15 protein-coding genes are annotated in these 16,941 nt (G+C 71.5%); 4 read left to right on the plus strand and 11 right to left on the minus strand.

From position 1 onward, the window contains the following. Nucleotides 1-51: 51 nt before the first annotated feature. From ACHZ99_RS24020 to ACHZ99_RS24045, 6 genes are all read right to left on the minus strand, one after another. Nucleotides 52-516 (minus strand): SUKH-3 domain-containing protein, encoded by a 465-nt coding sequence (locus tag ACHZ99_RS24020; protein ID WP_420306803.1) that lies wholly within the window; start codon nucleotides 514-516, stop codon nucleotides 52-54. Further along, entirely contained in the window at nucleotides 513-1,514 is a 1,002-nt protein-coding gene (locus tag ACHZ99_RS24025; protein ID WP_420306804.1) for an RHS repeat domain-containing protein, read from the minus strand. The genes ACHZ99_RS24020 and ACHZ99_RS24025 overlap by 4 nt, the downstream gene beginning before the upstream one ends. Nucleotides 1,515-1,825: 311 nt before the next feature. Further along, on the minus strand, nucleotides 1,826-2,365 hold the full coding sequence (locus ACHZ99_RS24030; RefSeq protein ID WP_420306805.1) for a hypothetical protein: 540 nt from the start codon (nucleotides 2,363-2,365) through the stop codon (nucleotides 1,826-1,828). A 297-nt stretch (nucleotides 2,366-2,662) separates the two neighbouring features. Further along, nucleotides 2,663-3,628 (minus strand): DUF6531 domain-containing protein, encoded by a 966-nt coding sequence (locus ACHZ99_RS24035; protein ID WP_420307000.1) that lies wholly within the window; start codon nucleotides 3,626-3,628, stop codon nucleotides 2,663-2,665. Beyond that, complete coding sequence (locus ACHZ99_RS24040) at nucleotides 3,561-4,292, minus strand: putative T7SS-secreted protein (RefSeq protein WP_420306806.1); 732 nt, start codon at nucleotides 4,290-4,292, stop codon at nucleotides 3,561-3,563. Before ACHZ99_RS24040 ends, ACHZ99_RS24035 begins: the two co-directional genes overlap by 68 nt. Before the next feature lie 90 nt (nucleotides 4,293-4,382). Further along, on the minus strand, nucleotides 4,383-5,093 hold the full coding sequence (locus ACHZ99_RS24045) for a helix-turn-helix domain-containing protein (RefSeq protein WP_420306808.1): 711 nt from the start codon (nucleotides 5,091-5,093) through the stop codon (nucleotides 4,383-4,385). Nucleotides 5,094-5,249: 156 nt separating this feature from the next. Between ACHZ99_RS24045 and ACHZ99_RS24050 the strand changes: the two genes are divergently transcribed. Beyond that, nucleotides 5,250-5,795, plus strand: coding sequence for a lytic polysaccharide monooxygenase auxiliary activity family 9 protein (locus ACHZ99_RS24050; RefSeq protein ID WP_420306809.1), 546 nt, complete (start codon nucleotides 5,250-5,252; stop codon nucleotides 5,793-5,795). Between the two features lie 101 nt (nucleotides 5,796-5,896). On the opposite strand, the gene ACHZ99_RS24055 is transcribed toward ACHZ99_RS24050, so the two are convergent. Together ACHZ99_RS24055 and ACHZ99_RS24060 are read right to left on the minus strand one after the other, a co-directional pair. Next, complete coding sequence (locus ACHZ99_RS24055) at nucleotides 5,897-6,811, minus strand: carbohydrate ABC transporter permease (RefSeq protein WP_420306810.1); 915 nt, start codon at nucleotides 6,809-6,811, stop codon at nucleotides 5,897-5,899. Nucleotides 6,812-6,815: 4 nt separating this feature from the next. After that, a complete protein-coding gene (locus tag ACHZ99_RS24060; protein ID WP_420307001.1) occupies nucleotides 6,816-7,622 on the minus strand; it encodes a carbohydrate ABC transporter permease in 807 nt (268 codons plus the stop codon). A 371-nt stretch (nucleotides 7,623-7,993) separates the two neighbouring features. On the opposite strand from ACHZ99_RS24060, the gene ACHZ99_RS24065 reads away from it, so the two are divergent. After that, nucleotides 7,994-9,277, plus strand: a complete 1,284-nt coding sequence (locus tag ACHZ99_RS24065; RefSeq protein WP_420306811.1) for an RNA-guided endonuclease InsQ/TnpB family protein — start codon at nucleotides 7,994-7,996, stop codon at nucleotides 9,275-9,277. Here ACHZ99_RS24065 and ACHZ99_RS24070 read toward each other — a convergent pair. The 3 genes from ACHZ99_RS24070 to ACHZ99_RS24080 all read right to left on the minus strand — a co-directional run bounded on the left by ACHZ99_RS24070 (nucleotide 9,249) and on the right by ACHZ99_RS24080 (nucleotide 13,663). Beyond that, nucleotides 9,249-10,589 carry an ABC transporter substrate-binding protein gene (locus ACHZ99_RS24070; protein WP_420307002.1) on the minus strand — a complete coding sequence of 447 codons (1,341 nt, stop codon included), beginning with the start codon at nucleotides 10,587-10,589 and terminating at the stop codon, nucleotides 9,249-9,251. The two genes, ACHZ99_RS24065 and ACHZ99_RS24070, sit on opposite strands and share 29 nt — an antisense overlap. 207 nt (nucleotides 10,590-10,796) lie before the next feature. Beyond that, nucleotides 10,797-11,498 (minus strand): response regulator, encoded by a 702-nt coding sequence (locus tag ACHZ99_RS24075; RefSeq protein ID WP_420306812.1) that lies wholly within the window; start codon nucleotides 11,496-11,498, stop codon nucleotides 10,797-10,799. Further along, nucleotides 11,495-13,663, minus strand: a complete 2,169-nt coding sequence (locus ACHZ99_RS24080; protein WP_420306813.1) for an ATP-binding protein — start codon at nucleotides 13,661-13,663, stop codon at nucleotides 11,495-11,497. Before ACHZ99_RS24080 ends, ACHZ99_RS24075 begins: the two co-directional genes overlap by 4 nt. Nucleotides 13,664-13,799: 136 nt before the next feature. Here ACHZ99_RS24080 and ACHZ99_RS24085 point away from each other — a divergent pair, with 136 nt between their 5' ends. Together ACHZ99_RS24085 and ACHZ99_RS24090 are read left to right on the plus strand one after the other, a co-directional pair. Next, nucleotides 13,800-15,173: a cation:dicarboxylate symporter family transporter gene (locus ACHZ99_RS24085; RefSeq protein WP_420307003.1), complete on the plus strand. Its 1,374-nt coding sequence runs from the start codon at nucleotides 13,800-13,802 to the stop codon at nucleotides 15,171-15,173. A gap of 88 nt (nucleotides 15,174-15,261) precedes the next feature. Continuing rightward, nucleotides 15,262-16,815, plus strand: coding sequence for a glycosyltransferase family 2 protein (locus ACHZ99_RS24090; protein ID WP_420306814.1), 1,554 nt, complete (start codon nucleotides 15,262-15,264; stop codon nucleotides 16,813-16,815). The last annotated feature ends 126 nt before the right edge of the window (nucleotides 16,816-16,941 follow it).

Genomic DNA, 16,941 nt, shown 5'->3' on the forward strand with positions numbered 1-16,941 from the left:
CCTGGTTCGCGGATGCCTGCCGCCCGCGGCGGGTTGCAGGCGCGGAACGGGCTACTCGAACCCCGCGAAGAGCGGCGGCTTCCGGCCGGTGACCACCTGGTTGAAGAACGACGCCGTGTCGTCGCCGAAGAGATACACCGCGCCGTCCCGGATCCCGTAGAACCGGCCGTCCTCGGTGACGTAGACGGAGACGTGGAAGCTCGTACCGGCCACCGGGCACACCGCTGAACCTGTGGCCTCGGCGACGTAGGAGCGGAACGGGTGTTCATGCTCGGTGATGTGCCGCGCGTTGTCGGTATCGGTAAAGCTGGTGACGAGCCGTCCCTTGATCTCCGCGGACGGCTCGTGGATGAGGTGGAGGTCACCGAACTCGGCGAGGAAGTCCCGAGCGGCGGTGTGCACCCGGACCCCGAGGGACTCCAGATGGGCGACGACGTCACCGATCTCCACTCGCCGTCCGGGATGCCAGCCCGCCGTCCGCAGCATCTCGTGTGCTTCAGGAGTGAGTTCGGTCATCCTGGGGACCTCCATCCGGCGGGCATGGTCGGTGCCAGATCCTCTGCGCCGTTGCGCACCAGGACGCTCTGGCACGAAAGGCACGCGGCCTTCGGCAGCCCCGACGGGACTTCAACGGTCAGGAACTCTATCTCCCGGAACATGTCCTGCGCGTCGTCCAGGTGCGTGAACTCGTGACCGTTCTCGGCGATGAGTCTGTTCACCGCGCGTATCTCTGCGCAGTTCGCCGCGTCCCAGTCCATCTGGCCGCCGTTGCGCAGTGCGTTCGCGACCTCGTCCTCCATGTACAGCGGACGGCCCACGGGGCCGGAGAATCCGGTGGCCACGATGTCGCTGCCTCTGATGCGCGCCACCGACACCGTACTGATCGGCGGCCGGCCGGCCCGGTTCAGGCGCGTCGCCTCGGCGAACGCTTCCCCGAGCGCGGTGCTCATGCACTGTGCCAGCACCAGACCCCACGGGTCCGAGTCGGTCAGCGGATCGCCCGCGTAGCCGGTGTCGTTGGGTCCTGCGGCCGGGCCCAGCGGGTCGGGCGAGAGGTAGCCGGCCGAGTCCGGGTCGTAGTAGCGGCGCAGGTTGTAGAACAGGCCCGACTCGTCGTCCAGATACTGGCCGGGGAAGCCCAGCCGGCAGCGGACGTCGGTCGTGGCCGCGCCCGGCAGCGGCGCTCCCCACAGGTCGGCGCGGCGTTCCCAGGCGATCCCGCCCGCCGGGTCGAGCAGCTCCGTGGGTGTGCCCGCCCTGTCGGTCACCACCAGGTGGGTGCTTTCGGCCGTCGCTCCCGCGCCGGACGTGCGGCGCTCGGTCTGCAGCAGGGGCCGGTGTGTGCCGGGGGCGTACTCCCAGACGGTCACCGCCTCCGGCGTCAGTTCTTCGACGACGCGGGCGCCGTCCCAGGCGAAGTCCGTCCGGGCATCGCGATTCACCGCGCGTGTGAGCCGCCCCATCGCGTCGTAGTCGAAACGGGTGACGGAACCTGCCCATGTCTGGTCGGCCACATTGCCCAGAAGGTCGTAGCCAAAGCGAATGACCTCTTCGAGTCCGTTGGTGCGCTCGATGAGCTGACCGGCCGCGTCGTGGCGGTAAGCGAGTGTCCGGCCGTCGAAATCCGTCTCGCGTACGAGTTGCCCTGCCGGGTCGTACTCGTATCTCCAGCTGTGGCCCTGCTGGTTGATGACGGCGGAGAGCCGCAGTTCCGTGTCGTGGACGAACTCCAGGCGCGTTCCGTCGGGGTCCGTCCGGGCAGCGACGACGTCGAAAGCGCCGATCTCGAAGCGGGTGACGTGGCCGAGCGGACCGCGATGCTCGATCAGGTTGCCCTCACCGTCGTAGTCCCAGGTCTCCGCCGAGCCGTCGGGTAGGGTACGGCGGACGAGTTTCCCCTCGATGCTCCAGACGAAACGTGTGGTTTCTCCGAGGGGTCGGTGATCTCTTCGAAGGCTCCTGTGGGGCCACGCCGGTACGTGGTGACCTGGCTGAGCGGGTCCGCGATCGAGACGGGCAGCCCGGCGCTGTCTGTCTCTATGCGGGTGACCGCGCCCAGGGCATCGATGGTCCGAGTGAGGTGACCACGTTCGTCGTAGACGTAGTGCTGACGATCGCCATGGGGATCGACCGTGAGAGTGAGGTTTCCGCGCTCGTCGTACTCCTGCCACCACTGGCTGCCGTCCGGGTGGGAGACCGCGGTGACGAGGCCGAGCTGATTGTACCGAGCAGTGCTGGTGAGGCCGTCGGGGCGGGTGAAGCCCACGAGGTTTCCCCGGCTGTCGTACGCGTACGTCGTCGTGCGGTCCAGGGGATCTGTTCTCGAAACGAGCTGGTCCTGCGCGTCCCACTCCTGCCGGGTCACGTTGCCGACCGGATCCACTTCCTGAGTGATGCGATACCGGTCGTCGAACCGGTATGTGCGGATTCCCCCTGAGAATCCGTGACCGAAGTCGACCGCCGGAGGTCGTCGTAGGCGAACGTCGCGTCGAGGATGCCGTCCGTGCCGCGGGATGCCGTGCACCGGCCCGCGGCGTCGTACTCGTAGCGGTAGCGGGTGCCGTTGCGGTCCTCCCAGGCGGTGATGCGGTGTTCGTCGTCGTACTCGTATCGCAACGGTTTCCCCGACGAGTTGACGACGTCGGTGAGATTGCCGTTCCGGTCAAAGGCGTACCGCATCAGCACCGGCTGCTCGGGCGCGCTGAGGAGACGAAGCCTCGTCACCCTGTCGCCGGTCACGTCGATCCCGATCCGATATCCACCGCTGTGCCGCACCTCGACCGGGATGCCGTTCGGGAGTCGCTCGAAGTCGATCCGCTGCCCGTTCCGGTCGATGATCGACCGCAGCGGAAGTGCCACCGCCTGAACGTCTGACGGCCGGGAGACGGCGGACTCCGGGAGCGGACTGAAACGCAAGGTGTGCCCGGCTCCCGGACGCTCCACGCGGATGTCCCCGCCGGGCTGCCCGTTCCATCTCAACGGCCACCGGGGACCGACCAGAGGATGAACCGGCACATCGGGCTCCGGCACGGGTAGCGCAGAGCCATCCGTCATCGGTGAAGAACGTGACGCTGTCCTCGTCGATCTCAAGCCGCTGATCGAGGGTGGAGGCCCAGCTGCCGCCGAAGCACCGGCCCGAGCGGAAGCTCGAAACGTGAGCCCTGTGGAGAACCAGGGGAGCAGCGCCGGGAGATCGACATCGGTTTGGGCCATCACCATTTCGCCGGTGACGACGTCGACGGGGTCGGTCAGGCAGACGCGCTTGCGCATCGCCATGGCGGCCCTGCGAAGACCGCCGCGGAGGCCGAGTGCCATGCCCTTCATACCGCCCTTGACGGCTGCCAGGCCGCCTTTGAGGCCCTTGGCGAGGCCGCCGAGGGTGGTGAGGCCCTTCATGCCGGGGATGCAGTCCAGGGCGGCGAAGGCGACGTCCCAGAGGGAGGCTTGGCCGTTCATGTACTTGTAGAGGGTGTCGGCCAGCACCACCAGGGCGGCGGCGAGGACGACCCAGGCCAGGGGGCCGCCGATGATGAGGACGACGATGCCCAGGACGGCGACGATCACCTTGCAGACGCTGACGATGGTGTCCCAGTTGTCCTTGACCCAGTCGACCGCCTTCTCCCACCACTTGCGGTTCTGGATGCCCGCGTCGGAGCGTCCTCCAGCTTGTCCTTCGCCTCCGACGCCGCGTCCTCGCGCATCTTCTTCGCGTCCGCGGCCATCTTCTTGGCCGCTTCGAGGCCGCCCTGGGCGTTGTCGACGGCCCGCTGGGCGCTGGACTGGGCGGACTTGGCGTCGGTGGCGTTGCGGGCGGCGGCGCGTACCTCGGAGTCGTCGGGCTTCTCCTTGCCCTCCGCCTCGTCGTACTTCTCCGTCTTCTCCGTCGCCCGCTCGACCCAGGAGTTCGCCGAGTCGAGGCGGCCGCTGGCGGCGGTCAGGTCGTTGCGGGCCTCGCGGCCCTTGGCTAACGCCTTGTCGGCCAGCGACTGGGCGCGCTCCAGCTTCGGCCAGTACGCGGCGAGCGCGTCGCCGGCGAGGTCGTACGAACGCTGGAGCTTCTTCAGGTTCTTCGGGACTTCCTCGAACTCGTCCTGGAACGCCTTCGCCGTCTTCCCCGCCCAGCGAAGAAGGGCGTCCTCGCCTGCCATGCCCTTGATCTGGCGTAAGGCGTCCGCCACGTCGTCGGCGAAGTCGTGCAACTCCCGGGCGAGCTGCTTCACCCGCTCCGGATCGCCCGGCGTCGGATCGTCGTCGAGGTCGAGTACGTGCCAGTCCGTCGGACGAGTGCCCACCGGTACCGCCCCCCAGGCGTACGCACGGCCGCTTCCGTTTCGTACACGGTAGCGACATTCGAACCGGTCGGTGAAGAACGCCCTGAGGGGTCAGTTGCGGAGGAGTTCCCAGAAGCGGGGGAGCACCTCTTTGAGGTACGCCGCCACCGCCGCCGTGGCCTCCGAGCCCGGGTCCTCGCCCCAGTTGCGGGCCGCCGCGATGCGGGCCTGGTACTCCTCGTGGAGCGTGCTCAGGGCGCGTTCGAGGGGGCGGCGGGGGAGGCGGGTGAGGCGGGCCACGGGGCGGAGTTGGGGTTGCCAGCGGGTCGTGGCCGCCTCGCGGAGGTGGCGGGCGAGGGGTTCGCTGCGGCCGGTGAGGTCCATCAGGTCCGGGAGGGGGAGGCGGAGGAGGTGGGCGAGGCGGGTGGCCTGGGACTCGGTGCCGGGCCAGCGGCCGGTCTGTTCGGCGCTGAGGTACGTCGCGGGGTCCATGCCGATGTGGCGGGCGACGTCGTCGAGGGGCAGGCCGTGGGCGCGGCGGTGGGCGTGCAGGGAGGTGGGGGAGCCCATGAGGTCGGCGGGGGTGCACCACAGGGCGCCGGCCAGGGCGTCGAGTTCGGGGCGGGTGGGGCGGGCGTGGCCCTTCTCCCAGTCGGCGACGGCGGTGGCGGGCACGGTCAGGCCGTAGGCGGCGCGCATGCCGTACGCGACGTGGTCGTGGCCGAGCCCTAAGGCGCGGCGTAATCGACGGGCCGCCGCGGGGTCGAAAGGGGGTGGGTGCTCCGGCGGACCGGCGCCGGAGCCGGGCGCCTTTGTCGTCACCCGGTCACCGTAGGTAGTGGTGCGGTCCGTAATCAACCGTAGGTTCCGCCGAAGTGGGGCGCGGGGCGGGGGAGTTGCGTGTGCGTTGCAGGGGTTGACGGTGAACCGCCAATGACTAAAGTCTAGACCAATTACCCCCCACGCAAGGAGTGTTGTATGCGACGCGGTACGAAGCCCGCCGGCAGGGGCCGCAAGGCCCTCAAGGCGGCGGTCGTCGGCGCGGGCGCGGCCCCGCTGGTCCTTCTCGCCATCCCCACCCAGCAGGCCGGCGCGCACGGCTGGATCACCAACCCGCCGAGCCGCCAGGACCAGTGCGCGACGGGCGTCGTCGAGTGCGGCGCCATCCAGTACGAGCCGCAGAGCGTCGAGGGCCCGAAGGGCCTGACCAGTTGCAGCGGCGGCAACGAGGGCTTCAAGGAGCTGGACGACGACAGCAAGGGCTGGGCCGTCACGAACGTCGGGAGCACCACGACGTTCAACTGGAGGATCACCGCCCGGCACAGCACCAGCACCTGGCAGTACTTCGTCGGCGGCCAGAAGGTCGCCGAGTTCGACGACGGCGGCGCCCGGCCGCCCGCCGAGTTCAGCCACACCGTCGACTTCGGCGGCATCACCGGCAAACAGAAGGTGCTCGCCGTGTGGAACGTCGCCGACACGGCGAACGCCTTCTACGCCTGCGTCGACGTCAACATCGGCGGCTGACGCCGCCGGCCGACCGCGGCCGTACCGTACGCGCCCGGCGGGCCGACCCCGCCGGGCGCGTGCGCGCGGCGGCAGCGGTGGAGGGCAGGGCCCGGCCCCGGTCAGCCCTTCACCGCGCCGCCCAGCGCGAAGCCGCCGCCGAGCCGGCGGGCGATCAGCACGTACAGCAGCACCGCCGGCGCCGAGTAGATGATCGAGAACGCCGCCAGTTCCCCGTAGACCACCGAGCCCATGTTGCCGAACAGCTCGAAGATCGAGACGGAGGCCGGCATCTGGTCGGGGCTGAGCAGCAGCATGAAGGGGACGAAGAAGTTCCCCCACATCATGATGAACGAGAAGATCGTCACCACCACGACCCCCGGGCCCATCAGCGGCAGGATGACCCGCACCAGCGCCTGCATCGACGACGCGCCGTCCGTCCAGGCGGCCTCCTCCAGCACCTTCGGCACCCCGTCCATGAAGTTCTTCATCAGCCAGATCGCGAACGGCAGCTGCGAGCTGGCCAGGAAGAAGGCCGTGCCGGACATCGTGTCGATGAGGTTGATCTGCACGAACAGCCCGTAGACCGGCACCATGATGGCGGTGATCGGCAGGCTGGTGGTGAAGAGGATCGTCAGCATGAACGGGCGGTTGAACCGCGAGCGGTAGCGCGACAGCGGGTACGCCGCGAGCGCCGCCGCGACGACCGTGACCGCCGTCGCCCCGCCGCACAGGATCAGGCTGTTGAGCAGCGGCCGGAAGGTGATGTCGGTGGTCATCACCGCGTCGAAGTGGTCCCAGGTGACGTCCGTCGGCGGCTTGGCCGTCAGGCCCGAGTCCGCGTCGACGGACGAGAAGAGCAGCCAGGCCAGCGGCAGGAGGAACGCCAGCGCCGCCAGCAGCAGGCTCAGGTCCGCGGCCAGCCGCCGGCTGTGCTTGCGGCCGGCGAGGGTGCGCAGCGGGCCGCGCCGGCGCGGCGCCGGGGACTTCGGGCCCGGCGCGCCGGCGCCGTCGCGGGTGCGCGTGGACGTGGGCATCGGCTCATACCTCCGTACGCAGCATCCGCATGTACACCAGCGAGAACAGGGCGCCGACCAGCAGCAGGAGCAGCGCCACCGCCGTGCCGTAGCCGAGCAGGTTGTTCTTGAACGCCTGCTCGTACATGAACAGTGGCAGCGTCTGGCTGCGGTCGCCCGGGCCGCCGCGGGTCATCGCCCAGATCAGCCCGAAGACCGAGAGGGTCTGCAGGGTGTTGAGCATCAGGTTGGTCGCGATCGAGCGGCGGATCATCGGCAGCGTGACGTGCCACAGCTTCCGCCAGCCGCCCGCGCCGTCCACCTCCGCGGCCTCCGTGATCTCCTTCGGGATCTCGGAGAGCGCGGCGGAGTAGACGAGCATCGAGAACGCCGTGCCGCGCCAGATGTTGGCGAACGACACCGCCAGGATGGGCAGCGTGTAGAGCCAGTTCTGGCTGGGGAGGTGGAGCCGGTCGAGGACGGCGTTGAGCGTGCCGTCGTCGCGGAAGAAGGCGTAGAGCAGGAAGCCGGCGACGACCTCGGGCACCACCCAGGCGGTGATGACGATCGCGCCGGTGGCGGTGCGTACCGCCTTCGAGGCGCGCTGCATCAGCGAGGCGAGCGCGAGCCCCAGGGTGTTCTGGCCGACGATCGACGACAGGACGGTGAACACCAGCGTCAGCCAGACGGCGTTGATGAAGCCCTCGTCGCCGAGGGCGGTACGGAAGTTCTCCAGGCCGACGAACGACGACTCGGCCTGGCCGGAGAGCTGCAGGTCGGTGAAGGCGATCCACACGCAGTACGCGATGGGGCCGGCCAGGAACAGCAGCATCAGGACGACGGACGGCCCCACGGGCAGCGCCCGCAGGAGCGCGCGCAGCACGGAGTGCGGGGGCGGCCCCGCCTTCCGCGGTCCGGGGCGGCGGGCGCGGGGGCCGCCGCCCGCCGGTGCGGGGACGCGCGCCGCCGCACCGGCGGCGGCCGCGCCCCGCGGCCCGGCGGGGGCGGGGGTGTGCTCGGTCACCTGGAGCCCTTGCGGACGCCCTGGTCTTCTGGCCCGGGAGGAATCGGATTCCTGCGAGGCTGGGCAGGAGAAGGGGTTTCGCCGCCAGCGTGGCAGACAGTCCACCCTACGGCGGGGGGAGGCGGCACATAACGATCAAGAGTTCTCAACTGTCAGTCCTCCCGGATAGTTTCGTGGCCATGACGACGGACACCACGGCCCACGCCCGGTACACGTACCGGCTGCGCGTGTCCGCCGGCGCAACCCGCGCTCTCGGAGCCGAGTGGGCGCGTTGCCGCTGGGTGTGGAATGAGTCGGTGGCCCGCTCGAAGAAGGCCCACCGCGACGGGGAGGCGTGCGGACCGGCGCGGCTGGACAGGATGCTGACCGAGGCCCGTGCTGTGACGCCGTGGCTCCGGGAGGGCTCGTCGGTTCCCCAACAGCAGGTGGTGCGCGACTTCGGGATGTCCCGTGCAAAGGCGCTCAAAGACGTCAAGGACCGGTTGCCGATGCGGCAGCGTGCCGGGATGCCCCGGTACAAGAAAAGGCGTGAATCGCGGCCGACCCTGAACTACACCCGGCGCGGTTTCCGGCTGAAGGACGGGCGCCTGCACCTGGCCGGGGGCATCGTGGTGCGTCCGGTGTGGTCGCGGGCACTGCCCGAAGAACCGTCGAGCGTGCGCGTGTACCAGGATCCCGCGGGGGCTTGGTACGCCTCCTTCGTCGTCCCTGCTCCCTCCGAGGCGCTTCCGGGGACCGGCCGCGTAATCGGCGTGGACTGGGGCGTCAAGGAGATCGCCACCACCACATCCGACGCCTACGACCTCCCCCATCCCCAGCACGGCAGGACCGCCGCCCAGCGACTCGCGGGGTACCAGCGGATGATGGCCCGGCGCCGGCCTGTCCGCGGACAGGCCGCTTCCCGGGGCTACCGTGCGGCGAAGCGTCAGACAGCGAAGCTGCACGCCAAGGTGGCGCGGCAGCGGCAGGACACCGCCCGCAAGTGGGCCAAGTCCGTCGTCCGCGACCACGACGCCGTGGCCGTCGAGGACTTCCGCCCCCGCTTCCTGGCGAAGTCGACCATGGCCCACAAGGCGGCGGACGCCGGTATCCGGGCCACGAAACAAGCCCTGGTGGAGATGGCCCGCAAACACGGGCGCATCGTCCACCTGGTCCATCCCGCGCACACCACCATGGACTGCGCACAGTGCGGAGCGAGAACCAAGCACGCACTTCCCCTCTCGGAACGTACCTACGCCTGCACCTCGTGCGGAGCCGTGTCCCCCCGGGACAAGAACTCAGCGCGGGTCATGCTGGTCCGGGCTGGTCTCAACCCGGCTGGTGCTGATCGTGTAAGACCCAGCGACCCGCCGGGCCGCAGGCAGCGTGAGCCAGGAATCCCCTGCCTTCAGGCGAGGGAGGAGTCAACATGGCCTCTCGGGCTGCTCGCGGCGGCTACTTCTCGACCACCTCGCCGTCGGTGATCGAATCGAGCGCGTCGTCGTAGTCCGCCGCGGCGTCCTCGGCGGACGAGTCGCCGGTGGTCACCTTCTCCATGGCCTCCTGGATGGCGGTGGAGACCTGCGGGTAGACCGGGAGCGCCGGGCGGTAGTGGGTGTACTCGACCAGGCCGGTGAAGAACTCGACGCCCGGGACGTACGCCTGGTAGTCGGGGTCGGCGGCGACGTCCTCGCGGACGGCGATCTGGCCGTTGGCGATGGTCAGCCGGGTGTTGTTCTTCTGCGACTGGGCCACCTTCATGAACTCGAAGGCCAGGTCGGGGTTGTTCGCCTCGGCGGGGATGGACCAGGCCCAGCCGCCGGACATGCTGACCCGGCCGGGCGGCTGGCCGTGCTGGGTGGGCATCGCGGCCTGGCCGAGGACCTCGGTCCACTCCGGCCACGGCCGGGGGCCGGTTTCCAGCCAGTTGTTCGACATCCAGGAGCCGTCGAGGTCGATGGCGAGCTTGCCCTCGGGCAGCCACTCGGTGCCGACCTTGGTGCCGATGTTCGGGTCGAGGGCCTCCTGCGGCTCGGGGCCGAGGCCCTCGTTGTAGACGGTGTGCACGAAGTCGAGGGCGTCGGTGAAGCCCTGGCCGCCGGCGACCCACTTCTTCGCCCGCGGGTCGTAGAGGGGGTCCTCGCCGGTGCCGTACAGCAGCATCTCGAAGCCCTGCATGGTCGCGGCCTCACCGGGCGGCTTGCCGGTGTAGACGTTCAGCGGGATGACGCCGGGCAGTTCGCGCTTGAGGGTGCGGGCGGTGTCGAGGACGTCGTCCCAGGTCTCCGGCTGCCAGTCGGTCGGCAGACCGGCCTTCTCGAACAGCTCCTTGTTGTACCAGAGCCCGCGGGTGTCGGTGCCGTCCGGAACGCCGTACGTCTTGCCGTCCTGCCCGCGCGTGGCGGCCTTCGCCGTGTCGATGTACTGGTCCCAGTCCTTCCAGTCCTTCAGGTAGCCGTCGAGCGGGGTGAGGAGGCCGGCGGTGATGTCGGAGTTGATCAGGAAGGTGTCCTCGTAGACCAGGTCGGGGGCGGTCTTGGGGGACCGCAGCATCTGCTGGACCTTGGTGTAGTACTGCTCGTCCGGCACCTGGACCGGGATCAGCTCGACGTTCTTGCCGGGGAACTTCTTCTCGAACTCCTTCTTCACCGCTTCCATCTCGCGGTCGAAGATCTTGTTCTTGGCGTCGGTGGACTTCTTGAACTGGACCTTCACGGTGTCCGGATCGCTGCCCGAGTCCCCGCAGCCGGAGAGCACGGTGGCGGCGAGAACGGCGGTCAGCGCGGTGGCGAGCATGGGGGAAACGGGGCGGTGCACGGCGGGACCTCCCTGCGGCTCTGGCGAGATTCCGGTGAAAGTACGGCTGTCCGGATGTCCGGTCAATGCTTCCGGCAGGGCATGCCCCGGATCGGTGACAACGTTGTTGTACCGACGGTTTTCAGCCGTCTGTACGGGGCCGGGGACGCGGCCGGGGCCGCAGCCGGACCCGGGCGGCGGGCCTGCTCAGGGGCGGCTGCCGGACCAGCGGTAGCGCAGCTCGGGGCGGCCCACCTGGCCGTACCGCGGGGCGCGGTCGGCGTGGCCGGTCTCCGCCAGGTGCTCCAGGTAGCGGCGGGCGGTGATGCGCGACGTGCCGGTCGCCTCGCCGGCGGCGGTGGCGGTGAGCCCGTCGTCGCCGGCCCGGCGCAGGGCGTCGGTGACGGCGGCGAGGGTGGGGCCGGACAGGCCCTTGGGCAGCGCGGCCTGCGCGGGCGCGCGGAGCGCGGCGAGCGCGCGGTCCACCTCGTCCTGGCCGCCGGCCTCGCCGGCGGCGGCGTGGAACTCGGCGTAGCGGAGGAGGCGGTCGCGGAGGGTGGCGAAGGCGAAGGGCTTGAGGACGTACTGCACGACGCCGAGGGAGACGCCCTCGCGGACGACGGCGAGGTCGCGGGCGGAGGTGACGGCGATGACGTCGGCGGCGTGGCCGGCGGCGCGCAGCGAGCGGAGGAGGGCGAGGCCGTGGCCGTCGGGGAGGTAGAGGTCGAGGAGGATGAGGTCGACCGCGACCTGGTCGAGGAGGCGGACGGCCTCGGCGCGGGAGCGCGCGGCCCCGGCGACGGCGAAGCCGGGCACGCGCTCGACGTAGAGCCGGTGGGCGTCGGCGGCGACGGGGTCGTCCTCGACGACGAGCACGCGGATGGGCGCGGAGCGCCCGGCGGCGGTCATACGGAGCCCCCACCGGGCCGGCCGGGGGCGCGGGGACGCGGGGTGCGGTGGACCGGCGGGTCGGTGGAGTGCGGCTCGCCGGGGCGGGCGCGCGGCACCGCGGTCCGGGGCGGCTCCGCGGATCCGGCAGACCGGGGCGGCTCCGCGGAGCGGTCGCCCAGGGGCCGTCCGGGGGCGGGGCCGCTCGCCGCCGATATACGAACCGTCGCCCCCGGCTCCGCCGGTTCCGGCTGCCCCGTGGCGGGGGCTCCCGGGGCCGCCGGTAGCGCGTGCGCGGCGGCCGGTGGCGCGCCCGGCACCGCTGCCGGGGCCGTGGGCGTCCCGGCCCCCGCCTCCGGCCTGCCTGGCTCCGCGTCCGGCCCGCCCGGCTCCGCCTCCGACTTGCCGCCCTCCGCGGCCGATCTGCCCGGCTCTGTCTCCGACCCGCCCGGCTTCGCGTCCGGCCTGCCCGGCTTCGCGTCCGACCTGCCCGGCGCCGTCTCCGGCCTGCCCGGCTCCGCCGGGGCCGCCGGGGCCAGTGGGAGGCGCACCGTGAACTCCGCGCCGCCCTCCAGGGCGCTGCTCAGCGTCGCCTCGCCGCCGTGGCGGCGGGCGGCCTGGCGGACCAGCGCCAGGCCCAGGCCGCGGCCCCCCGCGGCGGCGGCGCCGGCGGCGCGCTTCGTGGTCCAGCCGCGCTCGAAGACCTCCGCCGCCCGCGCCGGGTCCACCCCCGGGCCGTCGTCCGCGACCCGCAGCAGCAGTTCCCCGGCCGACGCCAGCGCCGTCACCCGCACCTGCGGCTGCGACGGCCCGTCCGCGCCGTTCCGTATGCCGGACGCCGCACGCTCCCTCGCACCCTCCGCCGCCGCGTCGACGGCGTTGTCGATCAGGTTGCCCAGCACCGTCACCAGGTCCCGGGGCGGCAGCGTCGGCGGCAGGACGCCGTCGTCGATCCTGCTGTCCCCGCTCAGCACCAGCTCCACCCCCTGCTCGTTCGCCTGGGCCGCCTTCCCCAGCAGCAGCGCCGCCAGCACCGGTTCCGTCACCGCGCCCGTCACCCGGTCCGTCAGCGTCTGCGCCAGCTCCAGCTCCGCCGTCGCGAACTCCACCGCCTGCGCCGGCCGGCCCAGCTCGATCAGCGAGACCACCGCGTGCAGCCGGTTCGCCGACTCGTGCGCCTGCGAGCGCAGCGCCTCGGCGAAACCCCGTACGGAGTCCAGCTCGCCGGTCAGGGTCTGCAACTCCGTGACGTCCCGGAGCGTGACGACCGTGCCGCGGTGCTCGCCGCCGGACACCGGCGAGGTGTTGACGACCACCGTGCGGTCCCGGGTCAGGTGCACCTCGTCGACCCGCGGGCCGGGCGACAGCAGCGCCTCCGTCAGCGGCCCCGGCAGCCCCAGGTCCGCCACCGGGCGGCCCACCACGCCGTCGTCGGCGCGGGTGCCCAGCAGCTCCCGTGCGCCGTCGTTGACCAGCGCGATCCGCCCCGTGCCGTCGAGCATCAGCAGGCCCTCGCGGACCGCGTGCAGCGTCGCCTGGTGGTAGTCGTGCAGGCGGCTCAGCTCGCCGGCGTTCATCCCGTGCGTGTGCCGCCGCAGCCGGGCGTTGATGAGGTACGTCGCGAGCCCGGCCAGCGCCAGCGCCGCCGCGGCGACGTACAGCACGGGCATCAGCTGCCGCCGCACCTCGTCGCTGATGGCCTCGACGGTGATGCCCGCGCTGACCAGCCCGACGATCCGGCCGTCCGCCGCCCGCACCGGCGTGACCACCCGCAGCGACGGGCCGAGCGTGCCGGTGTACGTCTCGCTGAACGTCTCGCCGCGCAGCGCGCGGGCGGTGTGGCCGAGGAACGAGCCGCCGATCACGTCCGGGTTGGGGTGGGTGAAGCGGGTGCCGTCCGGGGCCATGATCGTGATGAACGTCACCTCGGTGTCCCGCTTGGCGCGTTCCGCGTACGGCTGGAGCACCCGGGACGCGTTCCGGCCGCCGGTGATCGCCCCGGCCACTCCCGGCGCCGCCGCGACCGACCGCGCCGTGCTCTCCGCCTGCCGCTCGGCCGCGTCCTCCGCGCGGTCGCGCGCCGTGACGTACATGAAGACCGCCGACCCGGCCACCATCAGCGTGACCAGCACGACCTGCATCGCGAAGAGCTGGCCGGCCAGGCTGCGGGGACGGGGGAGGCGCATGGCCCCAGTGTGACCGGGGCCCTCACGTGAACGAAATGAACGCAACGGTGACGCCGTCCGCGGCGGCCGACATATTCACCGGGACCGCTGGGACACCGAGCCGTGAGGAGGCAGCGACGTGGCTGCACCCACCCCCGTGGCGGGCCGCGTGAAGCGCGACCGCACCCATTATCTCTACCTCGCCGTGATCGTGGCCGTGCTCGCCGGCATCGCGGTCGGCTTCGCCGCGCCCGACGTGGCCGTCGAGCTGAAGCCGATAGGCAAGGGCTTCGTCAACCTCATCAAGATGATGATCTCGCCGATCATCTTCTGCACGATCGTGCTGGGCATCGGCTCGGTCCGCAAGGCCGCGAAGGTCGGCGCGGTCGGCGGGCTGGCGCTCGGCTACTTCCTGCTGATGTCCACCGCCGCGCTGGCCATCGGCCTGGTCGTCGGCAACATCATCCAGCCGGGCAACGGCCTGGAGCTGACCCAGGAGGCCCGCGACGCCGGCGCCGACCAGGCCGCGGCCGGCGACGCGGAGTCGACCACCGAGTTCCTGCTGGGGATCATTCCGGACACGATGGTGTCCGCCTTCACCTCCGGCGAGGTGCTCCAGACGCTCTTCGTGGCGCTGCTCGTCGGCTTCGCGCTGCAAGCGCTGGGCCGGGCCGGCCAGCCGGTGCTCACCGGCATCGGGCATCTCCAGCGGCTCGTCTTCCGGGTGCTGGCCATGATCATGTGGGTGGCCCCGGTGGGCGCGTTCGGCGCCATCGCCGCGGTGGTCGGCGAGACCGGCGCGGACGCGCTGAAGTCGCTCGCCGTGATCATGATCGGGTTCTACGTGACCTGCGCGCTGTTCGTCTTCGGGGTGCTCGGGCTGGTGCTGCGGTTCGTCGCCGGCGTCAACATCTTCCGGCTGCTGAAGTACCTGGCCCGGGAGTTCCTGCTGATCGTCTCCACCTCCTCCTCGGAGTCGGCGCTGCCGCGGCTGATCGCGAAGATGGAGCACCTCGGGATCTCCCGGCCGGTCGTCGGCATCACCGTGCCGACCGGCTACTCCTTCAACCTCGACGGCACCGCCATCTACCTCACCATGGCCTCGCTGTTCATCGCCGAGGCGATGGGCGACCCGCTGTCCGTCGGCCAGCAGATCTCGCTGCTCGTCTTCATGATCGTCGCCTCCAAGGGCGCCGCCGGCGTCACCGGCGCCGGCCTGGCCACCCTGGCCGGCGGGCTGCAGTCGCACCGGCCGGAACTGGTCGACGGCGTCGGCCTGATCGTGGGCATCGACCGGTTCATGAGCGAGGCCCGGGCGCTGACCAACTTCGCGGGCAACGCCGTGGCCACGGTCCTCATCGGGACCTGGACGAAGGAGATCGACCGGGACCGGGTCGAGGAGGTCCTCGCCGGCCGGGTGCCCTTCGACGAGGCGACGCTCGTGGACGACCACGCGCCCGCGGCGGCGGAGCCGGAGGAGCCGGCCGACGCCTCCGCGGCGCCCGAAACCACGCCTGTAAAGGCCGGATAAACCCGTCGCGAATCCCGCAAGCCAGGACAACCATTCACCCCCCGGGCCGGTCTGCGTCTGCATCGAAAACGATCGGGCTGGGGGGCCAGTGGAAAAGCCGCACGTCAGCGTGGTTATCGCCGCGTACAACGCCATGCCGTACCTGACCAGGTGCATCGACTCCGTACTCGGGCAGAGCCTGCCGCCGGACGCCGTCGAAGTCGTCGCCGTCGACGACGGCTCGACCGACGGCACCGGCGCGGAGCTGGACCGCTTCGCGCAACTGCACCCGGGCCGGATCCGCGTCGAACACCAGGAGAACTCCGGCGGCCCGGCCGCCCCGCGCAACCGGGGCATCGAGCTGGCCCGCGGCCGGTACGTGTTCTTCCTCGACGCCGACGACTACCTCGGCCCCGAGGCGCTGGAGCGGATGGCGGCCATGGCCGACAGCAACGGCTCGGACGTCGTGCTCGGCAAGCTCGTCGGCGTCGGCGGGCGGGGCGTGCCGACGTCGATGTTCAAGCGCGACCAGCCGGACGCCGACCTGTACAGCTCCCGGATCTTCTGGGTGCTCACCCCCACGAAGCTGTTCCGCCGCGACCTGATCGAGCGGCACGGACTGCGCTTCCCCGAGGACATGCGCACCGGCGAGGACCAGGTCTTCGTCACCCGGGCGTACCTGCACGCCGCGAAGGTCTCCGTGGTCGCCTCCTACGACTGCGTCTACTGGGTCCTGCGCGACGACGGCGGCAACCTCACGACCACCCCGCTCAAGGAGCCGCCCCTCGGCGCCGGCAGCACCGGCACGCTCGTCGCGATGCTCGGCCTCGTCGGCGAGCAGACCCCCGCGGGACCCCGCCGCGACTACCTCCTCACCCGGCTCTACGAGGTCAACCTCCAGCGCGCCCTGCGCTCGGTGAGCCGCACGGACAAGCGCGACCCGGACCGCGCGCGCCGCATGTTCGCCTTAGTGCACGAGCCCGTCGCCCGCTGGTACAGCGACGCGGCGATGGCGCGGGTTCCGGCCATCGTGCGGTTGCAGGGCGAGATGGTGCGGCGCGGCCTGTACGAGGAGGCGATCGCCGTCGTCCGCTATGTCCAGCGGCGCCGCCGGGCGCTCGCGGCCCGGGACGGCAAGCCGGTGCGCTGGATCGTGCCCGACGGCTTCACCGTCGAGAACGGCCGGATCCTCGCCCACTACCCGTACTTCCGCGACGCCCGCCTCGGCCTGCCCGACGATGTGTTCGATGTCACCCGGCAGGTCGGCGGCGTGCGCAACGTCGTCCGGCCCGCGTCCCTGACCGCCGCGCAGGACCGGTCGGACCCCCGGGCGGTGGTGGTCCGCGGCCGGCGCCGCAAGCGGCTGCCCGCCGTGGCGCTGGAGGTGACGGCGACCCGCGCGGGCGACGGCCGCACGGTCACGGCCGACCTCCCCGCTCCCGCCGCCGCACCCGGCCCGGACGGCACGGAGGGTGGGGACGCCTTCACCGTTCGCCTCCGGGTGCCCCAGCCGGGCCTTTGGCACCTCACCCTGCGGATCGCCGGGGACGGCGCGTCGGAGCTGCCGGTGCAGACCGTACGGGTGGAGAGCAGGAATCCCGCGCACGTACTGCGCGCCTGGCTCGGCCGCGGCCGCCGGCGGGTGGCCGGGTCGGCGTCCTGATCACGAGGAGGTGACGATCCAGTCCTGGCCCCGTAACCGGATACAACTTCGCGCATCTTTAAGATGTCCTCCAGTCGAGCCGAATTCACTCCGAATTCGGTGGACGCTCACGATCAGCACCCAGGA

This window comes from Streptomyces sp. MAR4 CNX-425 (genome assembly GCF_048656465.1).
In the GTDB taxonomy this organism is placed as follows: domain Bacteria; phylum Actinomycetota; class Actinomycetes; order Streptomycetales; family Streptomycetaceae; genus Streptomyces.

Excerpts from the sequence above, each read along its gene's own strand:
- ACHZ99_RS24020 (WP_420306803.1), bottom strand. The coding sequence starts at position 516 with ATGACCGAACTCACTCCTGAAGCACACGAGATGCTGCGGACGGCGGGC.
- ACHZ99_RS24050 (WP_420306809.1), top strand. The coding sequence starts at position 5,250 with ATGCGACGCGGTACGAAGCCCGCCGGCAGGGGCCGCAAGGCCCTCAAG.
- ACHZ99_RS24055 (WP_420306810.1), bottom strand. The coding sequence starts at position 6,811 with ATGCCCACGTCCACGCGCACCCGCGACGGCGCCGGCGCGCCGGGCCCG.
- ACHZ99_RS24060 (WP_420307001.1), bottom strand. The coding sequence starts at position 7,622 with ATGCTGCTGTTCCTGGCCGGCCCCATCGCGTACTGCGTGTGGATCGCC.
- ACHZ99_RS24065 (WP_420306811.1), top strand. The coding sequence starts at position 7,994 with ATGACGACGGACACCACGGCCCACGCCCGGTACACGTACCGGCTGCGC.
- ACHZ99_RS24070 (WP_420307002.1), bottom strand. The coding sequence starts at position 10,589 with ATGCTCGCCACCGCGCTGACCGCCGTTCTCGCCGCCACCGTGCTCTCC.
- ACHZ99_RS24075 (WP_420306812.1), bottom strand. The coding sequence starts at position 11,498 with ATGACCGCCGCCGGGCGCTCCGCGCCCATCCGCGTGCTCGTCGTCGAG.
- ACHZ99_RS24080 (WP_420306813.1), bottom strand. The coding sequence starts at position 13,663 with ATGCGCCTCCCCCGTCCCCGCAGCCTGGCCGGCCAGCTCTTCGCGATG.